14 protein-coding genes and 1 rRNA gene are annotated in these 22,964 nt (G+C 72.5%); 7 read left to right on the top strand and 8 right to left on the bottom strand.

The annotated features are described in order from the left end of the window. Together AC07CM_RS07215 and AC07CM_RS07210 are read right to left on the bottom strand one after the other, a co-directional pair. Nucleotides 1-81: ribosomal RNA gene (locus AC07CM_RS07215) — 16S ribosomal RNA — on the bottom strand; the annotation flags it as partial. Between the two features lie 653 nt (nucleotides 82-734). Continuing rightward, nucleotides 735-1,283 (bottom strand): MarR family winged helix-turn-helix transcriptional regulator, encoded by a 549-nt coding sequence (locus tag AC07CM_RS07210; RefSeq protein WP_478875319.1) that lies wholly within the window; start codon nucleotides 1,281-1,283, stop codon nucleotides 735-737. A gap of 110 nt (nucleotides 1,284-1,393) precedes the next feature. Here AC07CM_RS07210 and AC07CM_RS07205 point away from each other — a divergent pair, with 110 nt between their 5' ends. Beyond that, a complete protein-coding gene (locus AC07CM_RS07205; RefSeq protein ID WP_478875338.1) occupies nucleotides 1,394-2,677 on the top strand; it encodes an MFS transporter in 1,284 nt (427 codons plus the stop codon). Between the two features lie 31 nt (nucleotides 2,678-2,708). On the opposite strand, the gene AC07CM_RS07200 is transcribed toward AC07CM_RS07205, so the two are convergent. After that, nucleotides 2,709-4,361 (bottom strand): ATP-binding SpoIIE family protein phosphatase, encoded by a 1,653-nt coding sequence (locus tag AC07CM_RS07200; protein WP_478875318.1) that lies wholly within the window; start codon nucleotides 4,359-4,361, stop codon nucleotides 2,709-2,711. Nucleotides 4,362-4,491: 130 nt separating this feature from the next. Continuing rightward, the gene (locus AC07CM_RS07195) at nucleotides 4,492-5,871 is read right to left on the bottom strand and encodes an NAD(P)/FAD-dependent oxidoreductase (protein ID WP_478875317.1); all 1,380 of its coding nucleotides are present in this window, start codon (nucleotides 5,869-5,871) and stop codon (nucleotides 4,492-4,494) included. Nucleotides 5,872-6,250: 379 nt separating this feature from the next. Between AC07CM_RS07195 and AC07CM_RS07190 the strand changes: the two genes are divergently transcribed. Beyond that, nucleotides 6,251-7,036, top strand: coding sequence for a TetR/AcrR family transcriptional regulator (locus AC07CM_RS07190; RefSeq protein ID WP_478875316.1), 786 nt, complete (start codon nucleotides 6,251-6,253; stop codon nucleotides 7,034-7,036). 330 nt (nucleotides 7,037-7,366) lie between these two features. Beyond that, complete coding sequence (locus AC07CM_RS07185) at nucleotides 7,367-9,256, top strand: sigma-70 family RNA polymerase sigma factor (protein ID WP_478875315.1); 1,890 nt, start codon at nucleotides 7,367-7,369, stop codon at nucleotides 9,254-9,256. A gap of 6 nt (nucleotides 9,257-9,262) precedes the next feature. Here the strand turns inward: AC07CM_RS07185 and AC07CM_RS07180 are convergent, their stop codons facing one another. Next, nucleotides 9,263-12,553 carry an AfsR/SARP family transcriptional regulator gene (locus tag AC07CM_RS07180; protein ID WP_478875314.1) on the bottom strand — a complete coding sequence of 1,097 codons (3,291 nt, stop codon included), beginning with the start codon at nucleotides 12,551-12,553 and terminating at the stop codon, nucleotides 9,263-9,265. A 273-nt stretch (nucleotides 12,554-12,826) separates the two neighbouring features. After that, nucleotides 12,827-14,905: an asparagine synthase-related protein gene (locus AC07CM_RS07175; protein WP_478875313.1), complete on the bottom strand. Its 2,079-nt coding sequence runs from the start codon at nucleotides 14,903-14,905 to the stop codon at nucleotides 12,827-12,829. 747 nt (nucleotides 14,906-15,652) lie between these two features. Between AC07CM_RS07175 and AC07CM_RS07170 the strand changes: the two genes are divergently transcribed. The 4 genes from AC07CM_RS07170 to AC07CM_RS07155 all read left to right on the top strand — a co-directional run bounded on the left by AC07CM_RS07170 (nucleotide 15,653) and on the right by AC07CM_RS07155 (nucleotide 20,802). Beyond that, nucleotides 15,653-17,077: an MFS transporter gene (locus AC07CM_RS07170; RefSeq protein ID WP_478875312.1), complete on the top strand. Its 1,425-nt coding sequence runs from the start codon at nucleotides 15,653-15,655 to the stop codon at nucleotides 17,075-17,077. Between the two features lie 53 nt (nucleotides 17,078-17,130). Beyond that, nucleotides 17,131-18,348: an L-2-hydroxyglutarate oxidase gene (gene lhgO / locus AC07CM_RS07165; RefSeq protein WP_478875311.1), complete on the top strand. Its 1,218-nt coding sequence runs from the start codon at nucleotides 17,131-17,133 to the stop codon at nucleotides 18,346-18,348. Between the two features lie 237 nt (nucleotides 18,349-18,585). Beyond that, nucleotides 18,586-19,428 (top strand): tRNA (guanosine(46)-N7)-methyltransferase TrmB, encoded by an 843-nt coding sequence (trmB, locus tag AC07CM_RS07160; protein WP_478875310.1) that lies wholly within the window; start codon nucleotides 18,586-18,588, stop codon nucleotides 19,426-19,428. 69 nt (nucleotides 19,429-19,497) lie between these two features. Further along, nucleotides 19,498-20,802 carry a PrsW family intramembrane metalloprotease gene (locus AC07CM_RS07155; RefSeq protein WP_478875309.1) on the top strand — a complete coding sequence of 435 codons (1,305 nt, stop codon included), beginning with the start codon at nucleotides 19,498-19,500 and terminating at the stop codon, nucleotides 20,800-20,802. A gap of 28 nt (nucleotides 20,803-20,830) precedes the next feature. Here the strand turns inward: AC07CM_RS07155 and AC07CM_RS07150 are convergent, their stop codons facing one another. Both AC07CM_RS07150 and AC07CM_RS07145 read right to left on the bottom strand, forming a co-directional pair. After that, nucleotides 20,831-21,778: an aldo/keto reductase gene (locus AC07CM_RS07150; RefSeq protein ID WP_478875308.1), complete on the bottom strand. Its 948-nt coding sequence runs from the start codon at nucleotides 21,776-21,778 to the stop codon at nucleotides 20,831-20,833. Between the two features lie 153 nt (nucleotides 21,779-21,931). Continuing rightward, on the bottom strand, nucleotides 21,932-22,963 hold the full coding sequence (locus AC07CM_RS07145; protein WP_478875307.1) for a M23 family metallopeptidase: 1,032 nt from the start codon (nucleotides 22,961-22,963) through the stop codon (nucleotides 21,932-21,934). Nucleotide 22,964 lies beyond the last annotated feature (1 nt).

The following is a 22,964-nucleotide window of genomic DNA, read 5'->3' as shown; positions in this document are numbered from 1 at the left end:
CGAAGTGGTTCATCGTTCGACTTGCATGTGTTAAGCACGCCGCCAGCGTTCGTCCTGAGCCAGGATCAAACTCTCCGTGAATGTTTTCCCGTAATCGGGATGAACACCACGAGAGCGGTGCGAGAGGAGGAATAGTCCCCTCGCACACAGCGTCCTCGCTGTGTTTTTCAAAGGAACCTCGTCCCGATCGTGATGACCGGAGACGGGGTATCAACTAATCTGGCGTTGATTTTTGGCACGCTGTTGAGTTCTCAAGGAACGGTCGCTTCCTTTGTACTCACCCTCTCGGGCTTTCCTCCGGGCGCTTCCCTTCGGTCTTGCGTTTCCGACTCTATCAGATCTTTTCTCGACCCGATTTCCTCGGTGCTTTCCAGGTTTCCGCTCTCGCGTTTCCCTTTCCGGCGGTTCCGACTCTATCAGATCCTTTCGGCGTCTGACCCCCAGTCAGCGGGGCTTGTCTTCCCGGCCGTTGGGCCGTTCCGACGTCTCAAACCCTAGCGGATCCGTCCGGCGATTCCCAATCGGGCCACCGGGTCCCTATTCGAATTGAATTCGGGCACGCCGAAATCAACCCCGTCGGGAGATCGTGCTTGTGGTGTGAGTGCCGCTCGTGGCGGCGGAGTTGCTGCCGAAGAACCGTTACGGCTCGGTGGCAACCCGAAGAACTTTACGGATCGGGCAGGGGTGTGTCAAGCATCCCCTGTCAAGATCTTTTACTGCTGTCCGGTCGCCGCTCAGTCGAGGTCGCTGAGCCGGCCGCCGGCGTCCGGCTGGGCGTCCTCCACCCGGCGCAGCAGCCTGGTCAGAACCTCGCCGAGCACCGCGCGCTCGGCTGGGGTGAGGTCCTGGAGAAGGTCCTCCTCGAACACGGTCGCGAGGCGCATCGCCTCCAGCCACTTCTCCCGGCCCTCGGGAGTCAGCTCGACGATCACCCTGACGCGGTTGGACTCGTCGCGCTCCCGGGTGACCAGGCCCTCGGCGACCATGCGGTCGATCCGGTGGGTCATCGCGGCCGGGGTGAGGCCGAGTCGCTTGGCGAGCTCGCTGGGACCCAGGCGGTACGGGGCCCCGGACAGGACGAGGGCCTTGAGCACCTCCCACTCCGCGTTGCTGATGCCGAGGGCGGAGGTCTGGCGGCCGTAGGCGACGTTCATACGGCGGTTCAGCCGGGACAGCGCCGACACGATCTTCTCGACCTGGGGGTCGAGGTCCTGGAACTCGCGCTGATAGGCGGCGAGCTGTTCTTCGAGCGTCGGCTCCGTGACGCCGGGGGTCTCGGCCATGGCCGCAGTATCGCACGCTGTTGCTTTGCCTTGAAGTCCTTGGGTGTGTACTCTTTAGCTTCGAACTTTAGCTTTGAAGTCTTCACTCCTAACTAGTGAGAGAGGTGAACGTGACCAGGGCGATGGGCGCAGCGATGCGCCGGATCCACGTGGGCAACGCACTCAGCGCGTTCGGGCTCGGTTTCACGGTCCCGTACCTGTACGTCTATGTGGCGCAGGTGCGGGGGCTGGGAGCCATGACGGCGGGACTCGTGCTCGCCGTCTTCGCCGTGGCCGCGCTGATCGTGCTGCCGTTCGCCGGCAGGGCGATCGTGCGGCGCGGCCCGCTGCCGGTCCTGCTCGCCGCCCTGGTCACCGCCGCGCTGGGTGCGCTGAGCCTCGGGCTGGCGGGCAACGCCGCCGCCGTACTGTCGGCGGCCGCGGCGCTCGGTGCCGGGCAGGCGGTGATGCAGCCTGCGCTGGCGACCATGATCGTGGACTGCTCGACGGCGGACACGCGGTCGCGGGCGTTCGCGATGCAGTTCTTTCTGCAGAACCTGGGGCTCGGTGTCGGTGGCCTCATAGGTGGTCACCTGGTCGACACCACCCGGGCCTCCTCCTTCACGCTGCTGTTCGCGATCGAGGCGGCGGTGTTCCTGCTGCTGGTCGTGGTGATGGCGACGGTGCGGATGCCGCACTCCCCGCGGATCGCGGACGCGCCGGCCGCCTCGGCCAAGGGCAGCTGGAAGCAGCTGCTCGGGAACCGGGCGATGGTGCAGCTGTGTGTGCTGGGCTTCGTGCTGTTCTTCGCCTGCTACGGGCAGTTCGAGTCGGGTCTGAGCGCGTACGGCGTGGAGGCCGCGGGAATATCCACCTCCGCGCTCGGTACGGCGCTGGCGGCGAACACGATGATGATCGTCGTCGCCCAGTTCGCCGTCCTGAAGTTCGTGGAGCGGCGTCGGCGGTCCCGGGTGATCGCCGGTGTGGGTCTGATCTGGGCCGTGGCCTGGGTGGCCGCCGGGTACGCGGGGCTGGGGCACGGCAGTCAGGAGATGGCGACCGCCGCGTTCGTGTCGACGTACGCGCTGTTCGGGCTGGGTGAGGCGATGCTGTCGCCGACGGTGGCTCCGCTGGTGGCCGATCTCGCTCCCGAGGGGATGGCCGGGCAGTACAACTCGGCGTTCGCTCTGGTCAAGCAGCTGGCGTTGGCCGTCGGGCCTGCGGTGGGCGGGCCCCTGGCCGCCTCGCTGCACGGGCCGTACGTCGTGACCTTCCTGCTGTTCTCGCTGGGGATCACCGTGCTGGCGCTGCGGCTGGGGCGGAGGCTGTCCGTCGCCCATGATCAGCCGTGGGCCGGCGCGAAGAGCCGGGTGGTGGCCCGGGGTGGTGCACCCGCGGAGACCGTCACCGCGTAGCCGTACCAGCCCGCAGCCCGACGGCGCTCCGCTACGCCTTCGGCAGGAGGAACTCGCACCACACCGCTTTGCCGCCGCCCGGGGTTCTGCGTGATCCCCAGTTGGAGGCGATGGTGGCCACGATGGCGATGCCCCTCCCCGACTCGTCGCCCGGTTCCGCGCGACGGCGGCGCGGGAGGTGATCGTCTCCGTCCGTGACCTCGATGATCAGGCGGCGGTCCGTGCGGCGGAGCCGTAGCCGCATCGGGGGGGTTCCGTGCTGGAGGCTGTTGGCGACCAACTCGCTGGTCGCCAGGACGCCCAGGTCGTGCAGCTCGGCGGGGAAGCGCCAACTGGTGAGCACGCCGGAGGCGAAGGCACGAGCCCGTGGCGCCGCTTCCACTCCGCCGAGGAGTTCCAGCGCCGCGTTGCGGAAGAGGTCGCCCTCGGGGCCCGTACGAGCCGGATGCTGGAGGACCAGGACGGCGACGTCGTCGTCGTGGTCGGCGGTGACGCCTGCCGAGCGGACCAGACGGTCGCAGACGACCTGGGGGGTGCCGGTCGCGCCGGACAGGGCGCGCTCCAGGGAGGCGATTCCCTCGTCCAGGTCCTCGTCGCGGCGCTCGACCAGGCCGTCCGTGTAGAGGACGGCCGTGGAACCGGGGCCGAGCGGGATCGAGCCCGAGGCGTGCATCCAGCCGCCGGTGCCGAGCGGCGGTCCGGTGGGTTCGTCGGCGCGCAGCACCGTGCCGTTCCCGTCGCGGACCAGGATGGGCAGGTGGCCGGCGGAGGCGTACACCAGGCGGCCCTCGTTCGGGTCGTGGATGGCGTACACGCAGGTGGCGATCTGGTTGGCGTCGATCTCGGTGGCGAGGCCGTCGAGGAGTTGCAGGACCTCGTGCGGTGGCAGGTCGAGACGTGCGTAGGCGCGCACGGCCGTGCGGAGCTGGCCCATGACGGCTGCCGCGCGGACGCCTCTGCCCATGACGTCGCCGATGACGAGCGCCGTGCGGCCGCCGCCCAGGGTGATCACGTCGTACCAGTCGCCGCCGACCGCGGCCTCCGTGCCGCCGGGCTGGTAGGTCGCGGCGATGCGCAGGTCGTCGGGCTGCTCCAGTTCCTGCGGGAGCAGGGAGCGCTGGAGGGTGACGGCGGTCTCGCGCTGGCGGCGCTCGCTGGCGCGCAGGCGTTCGGCGGCCTCGGCGTGGTCGGTTACATCGGTGGCGAACACGAGAACGGCGCCGTCGGCGCCGTCGCCGTCGTGGTCGGCGACCGGGGTGCAGGTGAAGGTGTAGGAGCGGCCGTCGACGGCCTTGCGGGACTTCAGGGTGCGGGGCTTGCCGCTGCGCAGCACCTGGTCGAGGAGCGGGAGCAGGCCGAGTTCGGCGAGTTCCGGGAGCGCTTCGCGGGCCGGTGCGCCCAGGGGGCGTACGCCGAAGGCCGACGCGTACGCGCCGTTGACGTAGGCGATGCGGTGGTCGGGGCCGTGGACGAGGGCGACGAGGGCGGGAACGCGGTCGAGGACGTCGCGCGCGGGCAGTTCGTCGACGGCGGGCACGACGGCCGGCCCGTCGGGGGGCTGTTCGGCGCGGGCCGCGGGCACGGAGCCTTCCCCCCGCCGGTCGATGGAGACCGCGGTTTCGGTCCGCGCTGCGGCGCGGCGCTGCGTTCCGGGGAGCCGGGCGCTCCAGCGCGTGAAGTTCACAGTGGGGAAAGCCTCGTGGGTGCTGTGGGCGGGCAGGTGCCCGTCCGAGGACGTGGGGCAGTCTGGCAGGTGGCCGTCCGCGGCGATATCCGTCAGACGCCGGGGCGGGCCGTGGAGTTCCTGGGTCCGGTCAGGACGACCCCTTCGGGTCGTCCGAGGGGCTGTGAGGAGGCTTTCCACCGGCCGCGAGTTCGAACTCCGCTCGGGGATGTTCGAGTGAACCGAGCGAGACGATCTCTCGTTTGAAGAGGCCTGCGAGGGTCCATTCCGCCAGGACGCGGGCCTTTCGGTTGAAGGTGGGCACCCTGCTGAGGTGGTAGACGCGGTGCATGAACCAGGCAGGGTAGCCCTTCAGCCTGCGTCCGTAGACCTGGGCGACGCCCTTGTGCAGGCCGAGGGAGGCGACGGAGCCGACGTACTTGTGCGCGTACGTCTCCAGGGGTTCGCCGCGCAGCGCGTGGACGATGTTGTCGCCGAGGACCTTGGCCTGGCGGACCGCGTGCTGGGCGTTGGGGGCGGTGTGGGTGCCGGGCTCGGCGGCGGTGACGTCGGGGACGGCGGCGGCGTCGCCTGCGGCCCACGCGTGCTCCACGCCGTCGACAGTGAGTTCGGCGGTGCACTTCAGGCGGCCGCGTTCGGTGAGCGGCAGGTCGGTGGCGGCGAGCAGCGGGTGCGGTTTGACGCCGGCGGTCCACACGACCGTACGGGTCGGGAAGCGCTGGCCGTCGCTGAGGACGGCGACGCGGCCGGCGCAGGAGTCCAGGCGGGTGTCCAGCAGGACCTGGATGTTGCGGCGGCGCAGCTGGGTGACGGTGTAGCCGCCCATCTCCTCGCCGACCTCCGGGAGGATGCGGCCGGTGGCCTCCACGAGGATCCACTTCATGTCCTCGGGGCGAAGGTTGTGGTAGTAGCGCGCTGTGTAGCGGGCCATGTCCTCCAGTTCACCGAGCGCCTCGACTCCGGCGTAGCCGCCGCCGACGAAGACGAAGGTGAGGGCGGCGTCGCGGATCGCGGGGTCGCGGGTGGAGGAGGCGATGTCCATCTGCTCGATGACGTGGTTGCGCAGTCCGATGGCCTCTTCGACGGTCTTGAAGCCGATGCCGTACTCGGCGAGACCGGGGATGGGCAGCGTGCGGGCGACCGAGCCGGGGGCGAGGACGAGTTCGTCGTAGCCGAGGAGCTCGGAGGTCCTGCCCTCCTCGGCGGTGGCGAGTGTGCTGACGGCGGCGGTGCGTACGCCGTGGTCGATGGAGGTGACCTCGCCGATGACCACGTGGCACCGGTCCAGGACGCGGCGCAGCGGTACGACGACATGACGAGGGGAGATGGAACCGGCGGCCGCCTCGGGAAGGAACGGCTGGTACGTCATGTAGGGGTCGGGAGTGACGACAGTGATGTCGACCTCGCCCCGCCTGAGCTCCTGCTTCAACCTCCGCTGCAGGCGCAGGGCCGTGTACATCCCGACGTAGCCGCCGCCGACAACCAGAATGCGCGCACGTTCCTTCACCATCCCATGACGCACCCGGCGCTGATGTTTGTCCACAGCCCCGGCAATTTGTGTGACCGGCGAGCTGGTGTGCGCGGTGCCGGGCGCGCCCTCGGGGCGGGGCGAAAGCGGGCAGGTCAGCACGGGCGGGTGAGAGGGTGCGAAGGTGTGGGATACGGACATAAATGATCCGTACTCCGATCGGGGGGCGCACTGTGCGGAACCTGCCCCTTCTGAATTGACTTCCTCTCAACTATGTTCGTGTGTCGACGGGGTGTAGGGAATGTGGTCGAACGGGTCCGCTACGGGCGGAACCGCTCGTGACCGACGCCAGTTCCGCGCACTCCGGCTTCAGTGGCGGGGAGAGTCTCCGGGGGGAGACGTCATTAACCGGGGGAAACACATGCATGTTCAGGACACTCATTGGGCATCGGCAGCCGCGCTCGCGACGGGCGGCGCGGCGATGACCGCGGCGGCGGGAAACGGGCGTGCGGACGCCGCGCGCACCGCGCCGCTGCGGGTGGACGCACAGCGCAATCTGGAGCACGTGCTGCGTGCGGCGCGTGAGGTGTTCGGCGAGCTGGGGTACGGCGCGCCGATGGAGGACGTGGCACGGCGGGCGCGGGTCGGTGTGGGCACGGTGTACCGGCGCTTCCCCAGCAAGGACGTGCTGGTCCGGCGGATAGCCGAGGAGGAGACCGCGCGGCTGACCGAGCAGGCGCGGGCCGCGCTCGGGCAGGAGGACGAGCCGTGGTCGGCGCTGTCCCGCTTCCTGCGGACGTCCGTGGCCTCGGGTGCGGGGCGGTTGCTGCCCCCGCAGGTGCTGCGGGTGGGGGTCGCCGAGGAGGGCTCCGCCGGGGCGGGCGGGGGTACCGAGGAGGCGCGGGTGCCCCAACAGAGGTCGCAGCTCGGAGCGGTTCCCGGTTCGGCCTCTGGTTCGGGTGAGCTGCGGCTCGTGTCGGAGTCGTCAGTGGACGACGGTGGGGCCGGTGCGCTGCTCGAGGTCGTCGGGCAGTTGGTGGACCGGGCTCGGGAGGCCGGGGAGCTGCGGGCGGACGTGTCCGTGGCGGACGTGCTGCTCGTGATCGCCACGGCGGCGCCCTCGCTGCCGGACCCGGCGCAGCAGGCTGCGGCTTCGACCCGGCTGCTGGACATCCTGCTGGAGGGACTTCGGTCCCGGCCGGCGTAGCACCCGATACGCCTCGGCTTCGCCTGCGAGGGGATTTTCGTTGCCCACCCGCACCACCGGTACGGCTGTCTCGACCGGGTGCGGGTGGCGCCCCTGGGGCGCAAGCGACATCGGCGGGTGCGGGTTCCCTCCGGGAGCGCGCGGGTTCCCTCCGGGGGTGCGGCTTGCCGTGTACGAACGGTTGCTCGTGCGGGTGGTGTTCGGGGGCGTTGGTGGCAAGTGCGCTCGGATGAGTGGATGGGTTGTGCGGGTGGGGCCCGAGGGGGAGGTGTTGTGGGACGCTGAGCCCGTTACGGGTTGGGCTGGGCCGGGGGTCGGGGGCTTTGCGCGATGGGCGTTGACGGGTGGGACGGGTCGCGCGGTGACGGTGACCCGCAGACCGGTGAGCTGACCTCTCCGCAGGTGCCGAGTCAGGGCGGGCGGGCCGGGGCACACGGTGACGCGAGTGTGCCCGCTCAGCGTGAGGGCGGTGGGTTGCCGCCGCGGCAGACACCTCCCGCCGACGGCGCGTTGATCGAGCGGATGCGTGCCGGTGACGACTCGGCCTACGAGGAGTTGTACCGGCGGCACGCGGATGCGGTGCGCCGGTACGCCCGTACCTGCTGCCGTGACGGCCACACCGCGGACGACCTCACCGCCGAGGTCTTCGCCCGCATGCTGCAGGCGGTGCGCGGCGGGTCGGGACCCGAACACGCCGTGCGCGCCTATCTGCTGACGTCCGTGCGGCGCGTCGCCACGCACTGGACGAAGTCGGCGCGGCGCGAGCAGCTCGTGGACGACTTCGCCGTGTTCGCCCAGCAGGTCTCGCGCACGCCCGAGGCGTCCGCCGACGACGGTCTTGACGCGGGCGCCGAGGTGCGCGCCCTGCACGAGGCCGAGCAGTCCATGGCCATGCGGGCCTTTCGCTCGCTGCCCGAGCGCTGGCAGGCCGTGCTGTGGCACACCGAGGTGGAGGACGAGTCGCCGAGCGAGGTGGCCGTCCTGTTCGGGCTGGACGCCAACGGCACCCGGGTGCTGGCGAGCCGCGCCCGCGAGGGGCTGAAGCAGGCCTATCTGCAGGCTCACGTCAGCGCCTCCCTCGCCGGTGACGAGGAGTGCGCCCGTTACGCCGACCAGCTCGGCGGCTACGCCCGCCGCAAGCTGCGCATCCGCGCCGAACGGGGCCTGCGCAAGCACCTGGACGAGTGCGCCAGATGCCGGCTGGCGGCCGCGCAGATCGAGGAGGTCGCCGGCGGTATCCCGGGGGTCGTTCCGGTCGCCGTCATCGGCTGGTTCGGGGCAGCGGGGTACGGGAAGGCGCTCGGGATCATCGCCGGTGGTGCCGGGGTGGGTGCGGCGGGTGCCACCGCGGCCGGCGGGTCCTCCGGTGGTTCGGGGGCCGGCGGCGGCGCGCCGGCCGCGGAGGGGCTCGGGGCGCCGGTGAAGGCGGGGATCGCGGCCGGTGTGGTCGCGGTGGCCGCCGCCGCGGTGGCCCTGGCGCTGGTGCACGACCACCCGGCCAAGGAGGTGGCCGAGCCGGCGCCCTCCACGCCCGCAGTCCAGCAGCCGCCCGCACCGACTCCCACTCCCACACCCACACCCACACCCACGAGCAGGAAACCCGCGCCCGAGCCGGTCGCGCTCGTCCCCAAGCCGGCCCCGACGCCGACCCGCACTTCGGCGGCCGCGCCCGAGCCCACCCCGAAGCCGACCCCGACCCCGGAGCCCACGACCGCGCCCACGACGAAGCCGGGGCCCGAGCCGACCCCGACGCCCACATCCACCCCCACTCCCCGGCCGGCTCCCGTCGTCTACGAGTGGAGCGACCTGCGGTACGACGTCGACGGCGACGGCACCGCGCCGGAGATGCGGCTGCGTGAGAGCAGCTGGGTGTGGCAGCGGTACGGGATGTCGATCGGCGGCAAGAGGTACGCGCGCGGTGTCACCGTGCACGGCCGGTCCTCCGTCACCGTCGACCTCAACCGCCAGTGCACCGCCTTCGACGCCCTGGCCGGCGTGGACGACCTCGCTCTCGGGCTCGGCAAGGTCTCCTTCTCCGTCTACGCCGACGGGGTCCGGGTGTGGCAGTCCGGGACGGTCAAGGGCCGGGACGCGGCCGTGCCCGTCCATGTCGATCTGACCGGCCGCAGCACGGTACGGCTCGTCGTGTCGCCGCACAGCAAGGTCTTCGACCAGGCGGCGCCGGCGGACTGGGCCGACTCCAGGTTCACCTGCCGGTAGCGGGCGTCAGCGCCCCGGGGCGGCCGCCATCGCCTCCAGCTCCCGTACGACGTCCTCCGCGGCGAGGCCCGCGCCACGGGCCCGCTCGGCCGCGTAACGCTCCGGGGGCAGCGTTTCGCGGGCTTCCGCGTCGACGCGTGCGGCCCGGCTGCGCTCCGGCTCGGGGCGTGGGTGACCGGCGCGCCAGTGGTCGGCGGCCGCGAGCAGCCGTACCGCGCCGGGCAGGTCGCCCAGCCGGGCCAGGAGCCCGGCCCCGATGTCCACCAGAGCCGCCGTGATCGTCTCGGCGCACTGCCGTGCCTCGCGCAGCGCGTCGGCCACGATCGGCAGAGCGGCTCCGGGACCGGACTCGCCCGCCGTGATCAGGGCCTCGACCGCGCGCAGGCCCGCCATGAACTGCGGTGGCGGCGTGCCGCCCGCCGAGGCCGCGTGGGTCGACTCGTACAGCTCCCGCGCCAGGACGAGATCTCCGTCGCTCTCGGCGATGTGGGCCCGCATGAGCAGGACGAACGCCGCGGACTCGACCACCCCGTACCGCTCGGCGGCCGCGCCGGCCCCGTCCAGGGCGGCGAGGGCGCCCGCGCGGTCGCCGGAGCGGTAGGCGATGTCGGCCAGCCGGGCCATCAGGAACGGCGACTCGGCGTAGGCGCCCACCTCGTAGGCGAGCCGCAGTGCCTCCTCGTACTCGCCGCGTGCCTCGTCGAACCTGCCGCGCGCCATGGCCGCCTCACCGGCCGCGCTGCACACCTGCGCCCGCATCCAGCGGTCCCCGACGCGCCGGCTGAGCGTGCGCAGCTCCGCCAGGTCCTCGTCCACGCCCCGCAGGTTGCCGGGCGAGTCGACGACCATGTGCGTGCGGTACATCAGGGTGACGCCGATCTCCCAGTCTCCGCCGTATTCACGGCAGTTGGCGACCGCCGCAGCCATGTCGGGGCCCGCGTCAGCCGGGCCGCCCAGGTAGTAGGCGGTCAATGGCCAGACGAGGCCGGGGAGGCGGGCGGCGTGTGGGCCACCGCGCTCGTAGGCGGCCCGTACGCGCGCGAGGTACTGCGGAGCCCGCTCGTCGGCCGCGAGGTTCTCCGCACTCAACTCGGAGGTCAGGAAAAGGTCGAGCATCCGCAGGTCCATGCGCAGCTCCCGCAGCGGGTGGCCCGCCTCGCCGTCGGGGCCGTCGAGAAAGGCGCCGATGGGGTCCGCCGACTCCATGAACCGGAGGAGGTCGAGCCGCCCCGCGCCCTCGGGCAGGGCGTCCCGGGCGACGCCCAGGCGCAGCACCAGCCGGACCCACTCCACCGCCTCCTGGCGGTAGTTGCGCAGCCACCAGAACCAGCCGATGGCCAGGACGATCGCACCGGCCTCGGCCTCGTCGCCGGCGCGCACCGCGCGGTCCAGGCCCGCCCGGATGTTGTCGAGTTCGCTCTCCAGACGCTCGATGCAGGGCAGTTGGGCAGCCGATCGCAGCCGGGGCTCGGCCTCCTCGACCAGGGTGCGCACCCATGCGCGATGCCGCCGCTCGGCCGCCGCGCGCAGGTCGGGGAGCTCGGCCGCGCGCTCGGTGGCGTACTCGTGGATGGTCTCCAGCATGCGGTACCGCATCCCGGCGCCCTGAGCGGAGCCGCCCGGGCCGTCCGGGGCGGCCACGACGAGGGACTTGTCCACGAGGGCGCCGATCAGGTCCGCCGCCGGGCCGGTGCACACGGCCTCGGCCGCCGCGAGGTCCCAGCCGCCGGCGAACACCGACACCTCGCGCAGTACCGTCCGCTCCCGCTCGTCCAGCAGCTCCCAGGACCAGTCGACCACCGCGCGCAGGGTCTGCTGGCGGGGCAGGACCGTGCGGCTTCCGGAGGCGAGCAGGCGGAAGCGGTCGTCCAGGCGATCGGCGATCTGCCGCGGAGTCAGCAGCCTGAGCCGGGCCGCGGCCAGTTCGATGGCGAGCGGCAGCCCGTCCAGGCGGCGGCAGATCTCCGCCACGGCCTCGGTGTCGCGGAGCACCGCGTCGGCGTCGGGACGGACGGCCCGCGCGCGCTCGGCGAAGAGGCGGTGCGCCTGCTCGGGGACGAGGGGTTCGACCGGGCGCACCGACTCACCGGGGACGCCCAGGGGTTCACGGCTGGTGGCGAGGACCGTGAGCCCCGGGCAGTGGGTGAGGAGGGTCTCGGCGAGGGTGGCTGCCGCGCCGATGACGTGCTCGCAGTTGTCAAGGATCAGGAGTCGGCTGCGCGAGGCGCAGTACTCGATCAGCAGGGCCGTGGGGTCGGCCTGCGGCATCGCCAGGTCGTTGGTCAGGAGCACGGTCTCGCGCAGACCGAGCGCGCTGACCACCGCGCCGGGCACCGCCTCCGGCCGGTCGAGCGGGGCCAGCTCGACCAGCCATGCCTGGGGCAGCCCTGCGGCGGCCTCCTCGGCGAGGCGGGTCTTTCCCGAGCCGCCCGGTCCGGTGAGGGTGACCAGACGGGCCCTGTGCAAGTCGGAACGAATGGCCTCGAGTTCCGGTTCCCGGCCGACGAAGGAGGTCAGACGGGGACGGAGGTTGCCCGTCCGCTCCGGTGGCCGGGCCGGGCCGGGGGCGGCCGCGGGCGGCTCCTGCGACAACAACGACGCGTGCAGCGCCCGGAGTTCCGGGCCGGGGTCGGTGCCGAAGGTGTCGGCGAGGGTGCGCCGGGCGGACTCGTACGCGGCGAGGGCGTCGGCGGGGCGGCCGGTGTCGCGCAGGGCGCGGATGAGGAGGGCGTGCAGGGATTCGTCGTACGGGTGGGCGGTGGTCAGCTCCGTCAGTTCCGGTACGACGTCCCGGGCGCGGCCGAGGTCGAGGGCCGCGGTGGCACGGGCACGGGTCGCCTCCAGGCGCAGGGCTTCCGGGCGGGCGGCCGCGGTGCGGTCGGGGAGGTCGGCCAGGGCGGGGCCGTGCCAGAGGGCGAGGGCTTCGGTGAGGGTGCGGTGGGCGGTGGCGGGTTCGCCTCCGGTGAGGGCCCTGGTGCCCGCGTGGGTGAGGCGTTCGAAGACGTACAGGTCCACGTCGTCCTCGGTCGCTTCCAGGCGGTAGCCGCCCTGGGTGGAGACGACGGTGTGTCTGCCGAGGGTGCGGCGGAGGCGGGCGACGAGGGCCTGGAGGGCGGCGGGGGCGTCCTGGGGCGGGGTGTCCGCCCAGACCTCGTCGATCAGGGTCTCGGGGGTGGTGGTGCGGCCGGGGCGGAGGGCGAGGGCGGTGAGGAGGGTGCGGAGGCGTTGGCCGCCCAGGGGTAGGGGGGTGCCCTGATCGTCCGTCGCTTGGGTTACCCCCAGGATTCTGTACCGCACCGGGTCATTGTTGCGGGGGGCCGGGGGTTGGGCCACGGTGTTTCGGCTCCGGGAGTTTCCGGGTGCGGGTCGGCTGCAGGCCGTAACCGGAGCTGATCGGCGTCCGGAGCCGCGGTGGGCCGGGGGCGGGGTGGGCCGCAGGTGGGGTCGCCTGCCCGCGCTGACGGGGTGCCGCTGCGCCCACCCGTGCCGCCCGGGGCCCCCAGCTCTTGAAGGCACTGGGGGGAGGCACGACTGCCCGCAGCTACGTCCGGGCGGCCGGCCCTGTCCTGTTCAGGCTCCCGAGGCCAGGGCGTCTCTTCTGGGTTGGATTCCGGAGGGGACCGCGCGTGCGCGTGCGGGGGTGCCTGTCCAGCAGGTGCCTCGACGGGAGAGGAGACGGCGGAGCCAGAGCTCGAGGGAGATCAGGTCGGCGAGGCCGTCCAGGGGGAGGGTTTCGCCGGCCGCGGCGGCGCGTACGGCCTTGCGGACCACTCGGGCCTCCACCAGGCCGGCCTCGGCCAGGAGAGGTGTGGAGAACAGGTCCACCAGGGAGTCCGCGGCCAGCCGCAGCCCCGCGCGCGTGGCCGCCGCGGAGGAGGCGTGGGAGGGTGCGCCCCAGCCGGGCGGGAGGTTGGTGACGCCGGCGCCCTCCAGGACCGTACGCAGGACGGCGGAGCGGGCTCCGGGCTGGACGCGCAGGGATTCGGGAAGGGCGCGGCAGGCACGGACGACCTGGTTGTCGAGGAAGGGCGCGTGCAGCCGCTGGGAGCGGATCTCCGCGGCCTGCTCCAGGACGCGCAGGTCGGCCGCGTGGCGGGCGAGCACGGCACGCGCGCGGAACTCGCCGGGCCGCTGCGCGGAGCCCACGGAGGAGCGGTCCGCCCCGGCCTGCAGCAGAACCGATACTTCAGCCAGTGCCTCCCCTGTCAGCCAGCGCGCCGCCGGCCCGGGTCTCGCCCAGGCCAGCGCGGCGAGGGACGCACCGACCGCACCCCCCGGCTCGTCGAAGCGGTGCCGGATCAGCCGCTCGGCGAGCAGTTCCAGGCCGGACCGGTACGGGGTGCGGGCCAGCCGCCGGGCCGCGCCGTACACGCGCGCGGGGACCATCACCGAGCCGTCGGCCCGGGCGAGCGCCGCGACCGGCCGGACCAGGTGGCGCCGTTTGCGGTCCATGAGGAGGTCGGCGAGGCGGGCGGGGTGGGCGTCGAGGACCTGGCGGGCGCCGTGGCCGGTGAAGTGGTCGGCGCTGCCGGCGGCGAGGCGGGCCCGGTGGCGGGCCGCCGTGACCAGCGAGGGGCCGGGCTCGTCGGTGAGGGGGCCGTCGAGGTCGGCGTAGGGCAGGGTCTCCTCGCCGCCGGTGACCACCACGTGGTGCAGGCGCGGGTTGGCCGCGAGGGTTCCCGCGCGCTCCAGTTCGGCCTCGTGGCCGCCGACGGCCAGGTCGTTGAAGGTGACGGCGAGCAGTCGCTCGCCCGCGCCCGTGCCGTGGCCGAGCAGCGTGCCCGGTCTGCCGGGCAGCCCGGCGGCGAGCAGCGCCAGCGTGCCGGAGGCCGGTCCGCCGGACAGGTCGGCGCCGATGCCCGGCACCGGCATCCCGCGCGCGGCCCGCCGCTCGGCGGGCCCCATGCCCGGCACCGGACCGGGGTCGAGGTCGGGCACGTGCCGCGGCGCCGACAGCCGCGCGCGTACCGCCTCGACGAGCGCGTCCCGTACGGCGTCCACCGCGCGGTCCGGGTCGGCCGGGGGCGCGGCCACCGCGAGGGAGGCGACCGGCTCGTACCCGGCGATCTCACGCGCGCCCGCGCGCAGGACGAGTGCGTGCCCCGGCGGAATGCGCCGTACCCCGTCGTACGGGGTGGTGTCGCGCAGTGCGGCCGGTACGTCGGGGGCGGCGAGCAGGGCCGCCAGATGACCGAAGTCGAGGTTGGCCTCGATGAGGTCGGCGAGCGGCAGCGCGGCCGTGGCGTAGGCCGTACCGCCTGCCCAGGGGGTGTAGAACACCGGGCGGGCGCCCGCGAGATCGCCGCAGACGGTGACCCGGCGGCCCACCTGGACGACGGCCGTGTAGCTGCCGGGCCAGGTGGTCAGATGGCGCAGTGCGCCCCCGCGCGCGGTGAACAGACTGCGCCGGAGCTCCTCGTCGCCGACGCCGCAGGTGCCGAGGACGGCGATGCGGTTCTGTGCGTCGGCCTTCACCACACGCACCTCGTCCGGACGCCAGTCGCCCACGGCCCACAGGGGATCGGGGTCGCCCCACAGGAGCTGGGAGCCGACCGGGTGCAAGGTCTCGCCGTCGTATCCGGTCGCGCCCGCGGAACCGATCCCGGCGGCGCCCGCGGCGGTGCTGCTCCAACCCACCAACCACCGCATCGACGCCTCCACAGGCTGTGGACAACCAGTGCACCGCACGAACCGGCTCCCCATGCTGCCATGAAGAACGCGCCGCGGAGGGGCGGTGGCACCGCCTTCGATCGAGGGAAAATCACGGACGGGCCGACGCGGGGCACGGGAGGGGCGCCGTGCGGCGGCCGGGTGAAAGCCCGTACGGGTCAAGGCGGGTGGCGGGAGGGCTCCAGGCGAGTGCGACGCGAATGCGCCCCCGATACGCGCCCTGAAAGCGCCCTTCACGCCCTCAAGTTCCGTGGTGGGAGCAGGAATCGCCCGCGCGGGCCGGGGGCGATTTTCAGCCAATCCCACAGCGGCCCATCGGATTTGAGCACGCTCCGTACAGGCCTGGGGAGCGCGCGGCGGGACGGGAACGCGCACAGTCCGGGAGGCGGGCATCGCCTCCCGGACCGGTCCGCCACCCGCGGGGATGAAGGTGACGGTGTCCCCCAGCCCACTGGATCCAGTACAGCGGGCCGACCCACGCAAGAGCCATGGAACCGCTCCCCCGGTGGCCGGAGAAGAGCGCACGCACGGGCGCACGGCCACACGAGCGGGGGCACGCCGCGACAGCGTGTGCACGGTGCGTACAGGGCCGTACTCCCGTACGGACCACAATCCCGCCATCCGGAACAATGCCCCTTAACGCTTGGGATGCGGCGAACTACGCTGGGTTTACGAATGCCGCACGGTTATGCCAGCGCGGCAGCCGTCTGTGTCGAGGGGTGGCGCATGTCCAGGGAGCAACGCGGGCCGAACGAAAAACTCGGCGCCGTTCTCGCCCTCGCGGGAATCAGCAACGCAGGACTCGCGCGACGCGTCAACGACCTTGGCGCTCAACGCGGGTTGACTCTTCGCTACGACAAGACCTCGGTGGCGCGCTGGGTGTCGAAGGGGATGGTGCCGCAGGGAGCGGCGCCGCACCTCATCGCGGCCGCCATCGGCCAGAAGCTCGGCCGCCCGGTCCCGCTCCACGAGATCGGCCTGGCGGACGCGGATCCCGCACCCGAGGTGGGCCTCGCCTTCCCCAGAGACGTGGGACAGGCGGTGCGGTCGGCCACCGAGCTGTACCGGCTCGACCTGGCCGGGCGCCGGGCCGGCGCCGGCGGCATCTGGCAGTCGCTCGCGGGGTCGTTCGCAGTGAGCGCATACGCAACGCCTGCCTCACGTTGGCTGATAACCCCCGCCGACAGCTCGGTCGCGCGGGAGGCGAACCCTGCCGAGGGCTCCGGCGCACCGATCAAAGTCGGCCACAGCGATGTGCAGAAGCTGCGGGAGGCCGCCGAGGACGCCAGGCGCTGGGACTCCAAATACGGAGGCGGCGACTGGCGTTCGTCCATGGTGCCCGAGTGCTTAAGGGTGGAGGCGGCGCCGCTGCTGCTCGGCTCGTACTCCGACGAGGTCGGCCGGGCGCTGTTCGGGGCCTCTGCCGAACTCACCAGGCTGGCGGGCTGGATGGCCTTCGACACCGGCCAGCAGGAGGCGGCACAGCGGTACTACATCCAGGCGCTGCGGCTCGCGCGCGCGGCGGCCGACGTACCGCTCGGCGGCTATGTCCTGGCCACCATGTCACTGCAGGCGACGTACCGGGGCTTCGGCGACGAGGGCGTCGATCTGGCGCAGGCCGCGCTGGAGCGCAACCGCGGGCTGGCGACCTCGCGGACCATGAGCTTCTTCCGGCTGGTCGAGGCGCGGGCACACGCGCGCGCGGGAGACGCGCAGGCGGCGGGAGCGGCCCTGAAGGCCGCCGAGGGATGGCTCGAGCGGTCACGGGAGGGCGACAACGATCCTTCTTGGCTTGGTTTCTATGGATACGACCGTTTTGCCGCTGATGCGGCGGAGTGCTACCGGGATCTGAAGGCGCCACGGCAGGTGCGCAGGTTCACCGAGCAGGCCCTGTCCAAGCCGACGGAGGAGTTCGTGCGGTCGCACGGGCTGCGGTTGGTCGTCTCGGCCGTCGCCGAGCTGGAGTCGGGGAATCTGGACGCCGCCTGCGAGCAGGGGGTGCGGGCCGTGGAGGTGGCCGGGCGGATCTCCTCCGCCCGGACGACCGAGTACGTGAAGGATCTTCTGCACCGGCTGGAGCCCTACGGCGACGAACCGCGGGTGGTGGAGCTGCGGGAGCGGGCGCGGCCCCTGTTGATGGCCCCGGCGTAGGGCGCGGCGTTTGAAGGCGCTGTCAGTGGCGCAGTGCACTATCGAGGTGGGAGGTGGTGCAGGTGCGGGACGGTGCGTACGACTGCGACGTGCTGGTGATCGGGGGCGGCATCGTCGGGCTGTCGACGGCGTATGCGATCACGCGGGCCGCGCCGGGTACGCGGGTGACGGTGCTGGAGAAGGAGCCAGGGCCGGCCCGGCACCAGACCGGGCGCAACAGCGGGGTGATCCACAGCGGGATCTACTACCGGCCGGGCTCGCTCAAGGCGCGGTACGCGGTGCGGGGCGCCGCCGAGATGGTGAAGTTCTGCGCCGAGTACGGCATCGCGCACGCCGTCACCGGAAAGCTGATCGTCGCCACCGAGCGGGAGGAGCTGCCGCGGCTGCACGCGCTCGTGCAGCGCGGGCGGGAGAACGGGATCCCGGTACGGGAGCTGGGCGGCGCGCAGATCGGTGAGTACGAGCCGGAGGTGCGGGGACTGGCCGCGATACACGTCGGTACGACCGGTGTGTGCGACTTCGTGGGCGTCGCCCGGCAGCTGGCGCAAGGCTCGGGGGCGGAGATCCGGTACGGGGCGCGGGTCGTACGGGTGGACCGGCGGCCGGAGCGGGGCGTGGCCGTGCTGACGGCGGGCGGGGACGTCGTGCGCGGGCGGGTGCTGGTGAACTGCGCGGGGCTGTACTGCGACGAGGTGGCGCGGCTGACCGGGGACGAGCCCGGGGTGCGGATCGTGCCGTTCCGAGGTGAGTACTACGAGCTGGCGCGGCCCGAGCTGGTGCGGGGGCTGGTGTATCCGGTACCGGATCCGGCGTTCCCGTTCCTCGGGGTGCATCTGACGCGCGGGATCGACGGAGGTGTCCACATCGGGCCCAACGCGGTGCCGGCGCTGGCCCGGGAGGGATACGGCTGGGGGGTCGTACGGCCCCGGGAGCTGGGCGGGACGGTGGCGTGGCCGGGGTCGTGGGTGATCGCCCGGCGGCACTGGCGGTACGGGGCGGGGGAGCTGCGGCGGTCGGTGTCCAAGGGGGCCTTCCTCCAGGCGGTGCGCAGGTTGCTGCCGGCGGCCGAGGAGGGGGATCTGGTGCGGGCCCCTGCCGGGGTGCGGGCGCAGGCGGTGCTGCGGGACGGGACGCTGGTGGACGACTTCCTGATTCGGGAGGGGGCTCGGACCGTGCATGTGCTGAACGCGCCGTCTCCTGCGGCCACCGCTTCCTTGCCGATCGGCAGGGAGGTGGGGCGACGGGCCCTGTCCATGCTCGGCTCGCTGTGAGGTGCGGTGCGCTCTGCGGCTCGGCTCGGCTCGGCTCGGCTCGGCTCACTGTGACGTACCCCGCACTCGGGGCGCCGTACCAGGGGGCTCCCGGCCTGCGCCCACCCACCACCCGTCTCGGTCGGCCCAGAAGGCACCGTCCGGGGTTGCTCGGTAGGCCGAGAAGGCACCAGAGCGGTCGGCCGAGCGGGCACCCGTCAAGCAAGGAAGGGCTCTCGCCGTAAAATCGGGTTCACTGTGTCTGAGTCGTTGAATGCCTCCGAAGTCTCGCGAGCCGGTTCTGCCGGGTCGGTGTCCTCGCATGTTCCCGGTGTGTCCGTGCGGCACAGCCGGGCCAAGGGGGAGCCCCGGTTCCCGGACGGGCCCAAGGCCGATCCCGCCGGCTCGCACTTCGAGCGGCGGATCCGGAGTTTCCAGCCGCGGCGGAGCCGGGTGACGGCGGGGCAGGCCGATGCGCTGCAGCGGCTGTGGCCCACATGGGGTCTGGACATCGACGGGCAGTGCGTCATCGATCCGGGCGAGCTGTTCGGGAACGGCAACCCCGTCGTGCTCGAGATCGGGTTCGGCATGGGCGAGGCCACCGCGCGGATGGCGGCCGGGGACCCCGGAACGAACATCCTCGCCGTGGACGTGCACACGCCGGGGCAGGGCAACCTGCTCAACCTCGCCGACCAGAACGGGCTGTCCAACGTCCGGGTGGGCAACGGGGACGCCATCATCCTGCTGAGGGAGATGCTCCGGCCCGACTCGCTCGACGGGCTGCGCGTGTACTTCCCGGACCCCTGGCCCAAGAAGCGGCACCACAAGCGGCGGTTGATCCAGCCCGAGTTCCTGACGCTGGCCGCGACCCGGCTGAAGCCGGGGGCGGTCGTGCACTGCGCGACCGACTGGGAACCGTACGCCGAACAGATGCTCGAGGTGCTGACCGCACATCCGGACTTCGAGAACACCCAGGCCGACGGCGGTTTCGCGCCGCGTCCCGGGTTCCGGCCACTGACCCGTTTCGAGGGCCAGGGACTGGACAAGGGACATGTGGTGAACGATCTGCTCTTTCATCGCGTACCGCATCAGAACCCATAACCACGTCAGGACCAACAGCTCCGTCAGCAGCACCAGTCCCTTCGTCCGGTCACCGTTAGGGTCGATGCCGTGGCCACCAGTCCTCCGTACCCGACCTACTCACCCGGCCCCGGAAGCGGAGCGCACCCGCACTGGTGGCAGCGCCGGTGGGTGCGCTACGGGGCGCTGATCACGCTCCTGGCGCTGTCCGGACTGGTCATCCTCGCGATGGTGCGCAGGCAGACCGGCACCGAGGGTTTCCTGGTCGGGCTGGGGCTGGCCGTCCTGCCCGTGCCCTGGCTCATAGCCGCCTTCCGCTGGCTTGACCGGGTGGAGCCGGGCCCCTGGCGGAATCTGGTCTTCGCGTTCGCCTGGGGCGCCTGCGCGGCCGCACTGATCGCGATCGTCGCCAACAGCTTCGCGACGAAGTGGATCGCCACGGCGACCGCCGACCCGGCCAGTGCCGACACCCTCGGCGCGACCGTGATCGCGCCCGTGGTGGAGGAGTCCGCCAAGGCCGCGGCCGTGCTCCTGGTGTTCCTCTTCCGCAGAAGGGACTTCACCGGGATCGTCGACGGTGTCGTGATAGCGGGGATCACCGCCACCGGGTTCGCCTTCACCGAGAACATCCTCTACCTCGGCACGGCCTTCGGAACCGACCAGCTCACCGGCGGTCGCGGCATCGCCTCCGTCACCGCCGCCACCTTCTTCGTGCGCATCGTGATGTCCCCGTTCGCGCACCCCCTGTTCACCGTGCTCACCGGCATCGGCTTCGGCGTCGCCGCGCTCTCGGCCGAACGGCAGCACGCCCGGCGCATCCTGGTCCCGTTCGGCGGGCTGCTGCTCGCGATGAGCATGCACGCCTTCTGGAACGGCTCCTCGACCTTCGGCGAGCTCGGGTTCTTCGCCGTCTACGGCGCCTTCATGCTCCCTGCCTTCGGGCTGCTGACCTGGCTGGCGATCTGGACCAGGCAGCGGGAGCTGCGGACCGTGCGGGAGGAGCTGCCCGCGTATGTGTACGCCGGGTGGCTGGGCCCTACGGAGCCGTTCGTCCTCGGGTCGATGCGGGCGCGGCGGACGGCCCGGGACCACGCCCGCCGGCACTTCGGGGGGCGGCCCGCGGCCCGGGCGGTGGCGCAGTACGAGGCCTACGCCACCTCGCTCGCGTTCCTGCGGCACCGGGGACGGCGGGGACGGGCCGGAGCCGACTTCGCCGTACGGGAGCGGGAGCTGCTGGCCGAACTGTGGAAGCGGAAGGACGTCGCCCGGCCGGCGCTGGAGTACGCGGCCCGGGCTGCCGCCCCCGCACCGGGGTCCTGGGCGCCGTACGGCCACCCGGCCGTGCCGAATCCCGCGTACAACCCGTATCCCCTGTACAACCCGTACCGGTCGTAGACCCGCACGGCAGCGCTGGAAGGAGGCGTCAGGCCGACGCCTCCGTCAGCTTCCTCAGCTCCTCGTCCGTCAGCCGCAGCTCGGCCACCCCCAGCAGCGCCGGGAGCTGCTCCACCGTGCGGGCCGAGGCGATCGGGGCCGCCACCGTCGGCTGGGCGGCGAGCCACGCGAGGGCGACCCCGGCCACCGGGGCCTCGTGGGCGGTGGCGATCTCGTCCAGGGCCGTGAGGACCTGCCGGCCGCGCTCGGACTCGAGGTGCTTGGCGGCCGAGCCGGCACGGGCGCTGTCGACCTTCGTACCGGGCCGGTACTTGCCGGTCAGGAAGCCCGAGGCGAGGGCGAAGTACGGGACGGCCGCCAGGCCCTCACGGGCGGCGAGGTCCTGCAGCGGGCCCTCGTAGGTGTCGCGGGAGACCAGGTTGTAGTGGGGCTGGAGGGCGACGTACCGGGCGAGGCCCTCGCGGTCGGAGAACTCGAGGGAGGCCCGCAGCCGCTCGGGGCTGATGTTGGAGGCGGCGATCTGCCGGACCTTGCCCGCCTTCACCAGCTCGTCCAGCGCGCCGATGATCTCCTCCACCGGCACTTCGGGCTTGTCGAAGTGGGTGTAGTAGAGGTCGATGTAGTCGGTGTCCAGACGGCGCAGGGAGGCGTCCGCCGCGGCCTTGATGTTGGCCGCGGTGAGGCCCGGGTACTCCGGGTGCTGGCTGACCTTGGTCGCGATGACGACGTCCGAACGGTTGCCGCGGGCCTTGACCCACTTGCCGATGATCGTCTCCGACTCGCCGCCCTTGTTGCCCTCGATCCACGCCGAGTAGGAGTCGGCGGTGTCGACGAAGTTGCCGCCGGCGGCCGTGTAGGCGTCGAGGACGGCGAAGGAGCTCTCCTCGTCGGCGGTCCAGCCGAAGACGTTGCCGCCGAGGGCGAGCGGGAAGACCTCGAGGTCGGAGGAGCCGAGTTTGCGCAGAGAAGCAGTCATGCTTCTTTTCAACGGTCACTCCCGCACCGCCCATTCCGGGATTCCCGCGAACGGTGTGTGAACACACGACCGGCAGCCCTGACGTCGGGGGGTGCCGTCAGGGCTGCCGGGGAACTGGACGAGGGGGCCGGGCGGGGCCGGCTCAGCGGCCGGTCAGGGGGTGAGGCCCTTGCCGTGCAGCCACGCCATCGGGTCGATGCCCGTGGCCTGGCCGTTCGGGTGGACCTCCAGGTGGAGGTGCGGGCCGGTGACGTTGCCGGTGGCGCCGATCCGGCCGATGACGTCGCCGGTGCCGACCTTCTGGCCGACGGAGACGTTGATCGAGGACTGGTGGCAGAACCACAGCTCGGTGCCGTCGTCCAGGGTGAGGATCGTGCGGTAGCCGTAGGCACCGGCCCAGCCCGCCTCGGTGATGGTGCCACCGTGGACGGCCTTGATCAGCGTGCCCGTCGGGGCGGCGAAGTCGAGACCGGTGTGGTAGCCGGAGGACCACATCGAGCCGGGCTGACCGAAGGTACCGGTGATCGTGTACGAGACGACCGGCAGCTGGTACTGCTTGGCCAGTTCGGCCAGGCGCTCCGCCTCGGCCTGCTTCTTGGCGGCGGCCTCCGCCTGCTCCTTGGCGTCGGCGGCCTTGGCGGCGGCTTCCTTCTCCGCCTTGGCGGCCGCGTCGGCGGTCTGCTTCTCGGCGGCGGCGACGGCGGCCGCGGTGGCCTTGCTCTCGGCCTTGCTCTGCTGCTGCTCGGCCTGGGCCATGATCCGGTTGCGCAGGGCCTCGCCCGCGTCGCTCTCGTCGCTGTCGGCGGAGGCCGTGCCGACGGTGCTGAGCGAGGCCGTGGTGGCCTTGGGGGCGTCGGAGGAGCCGTCGCCGAACAGGGAGCCGACGGAGGGCAGGTCGGGCATGGAGATGGACACCGGCGGCTTGCCGGTGTTGGCGCTGGCCATGCCGCCCGCGCCGACAGCGGCTATGACGCCGACGCCGAGGACGGTGGAGCTGCGGGCGAGTCCGCCGCCGCGCTGCTTGGCGACGCGGTGCCGGCCGCGCACGGGACGGATGGAGTCCTCGGTGGGATTCCACTCCTCCCAGGGGCCCTCTTCGGTGCGGTACTCGCCGTAACCGAAGGTGTCGATCTCGCGCTGAGCCGGCACGAACGGGGCTTCTGGGGCAGGCCGGTTGGACGCCACG

The sequence above is a fragment of the Streptomyces sp. NPDC044061 genome (assembly GCF_056434305.1).
Note: the sequence above shows the minus strand (reverse complement) of the source record. Positions and strands in the feature narration are given on the sequence as shown.

What these genes read in the sequence shown, in the direction of transcription:
- AC07CM_RS07210 (WP_478875319.1), bottom strand. Translation starts at nt 1,283, where the DNA reads ATGGCCGAGACCCCCGGCGTCACGGAGCCGACGCTCGAAGAACAGCTC.
- AC07CM_RS07195 (WP_478875317.1), bottom strand. Translation starts at nt 5,871, where the DNA reads ATGGTGAAGGAACGTGCGCGCATTCTGGTTGTCGGCGGCGGCTACGTC.
- AC07CM_RS07190 (WP_478875316.1), top strand. Translation starts at nt 6,251, where the DNA reads ATGCATGTTCAGGACACTCATTGGGCATCGGCAGCCGCGCTCGCGACG.
- AC07CM_RS07185 (WP_478875315.1), top strand. Translation starts at nt 7,367, where the DNA reads ATGGGCGTTGACGGGTGGGACGGGTCGCGCGGTGACGGTGACCCGCAG.
- AC07CM_RS07175 (WP_478875313.1), bottom strand. Translation starts at nt 14,905, where the DNA reads ATGCGGTGGTTGGTGGGTTGGAGCAGCACCGCCGCGGGCGCCGCCGGG.
- AC07CM_RS07170 (WP_478875312.1), top strand. Translation starts at nt 15,653, where the DNA reads ATGTCCAGGGAGCAACGCGGGCCGAACGAAAAACTCGGCGCCGTTCTC.
- AC07CM_RS07150 (WP_478875308.1), bottom strand. Translation starts at nt 21,778, where the DNA reads ATGACTGCTTCTCTGCGCAAACTCGGCTCCTCCGACCTCGAGGTCTTC.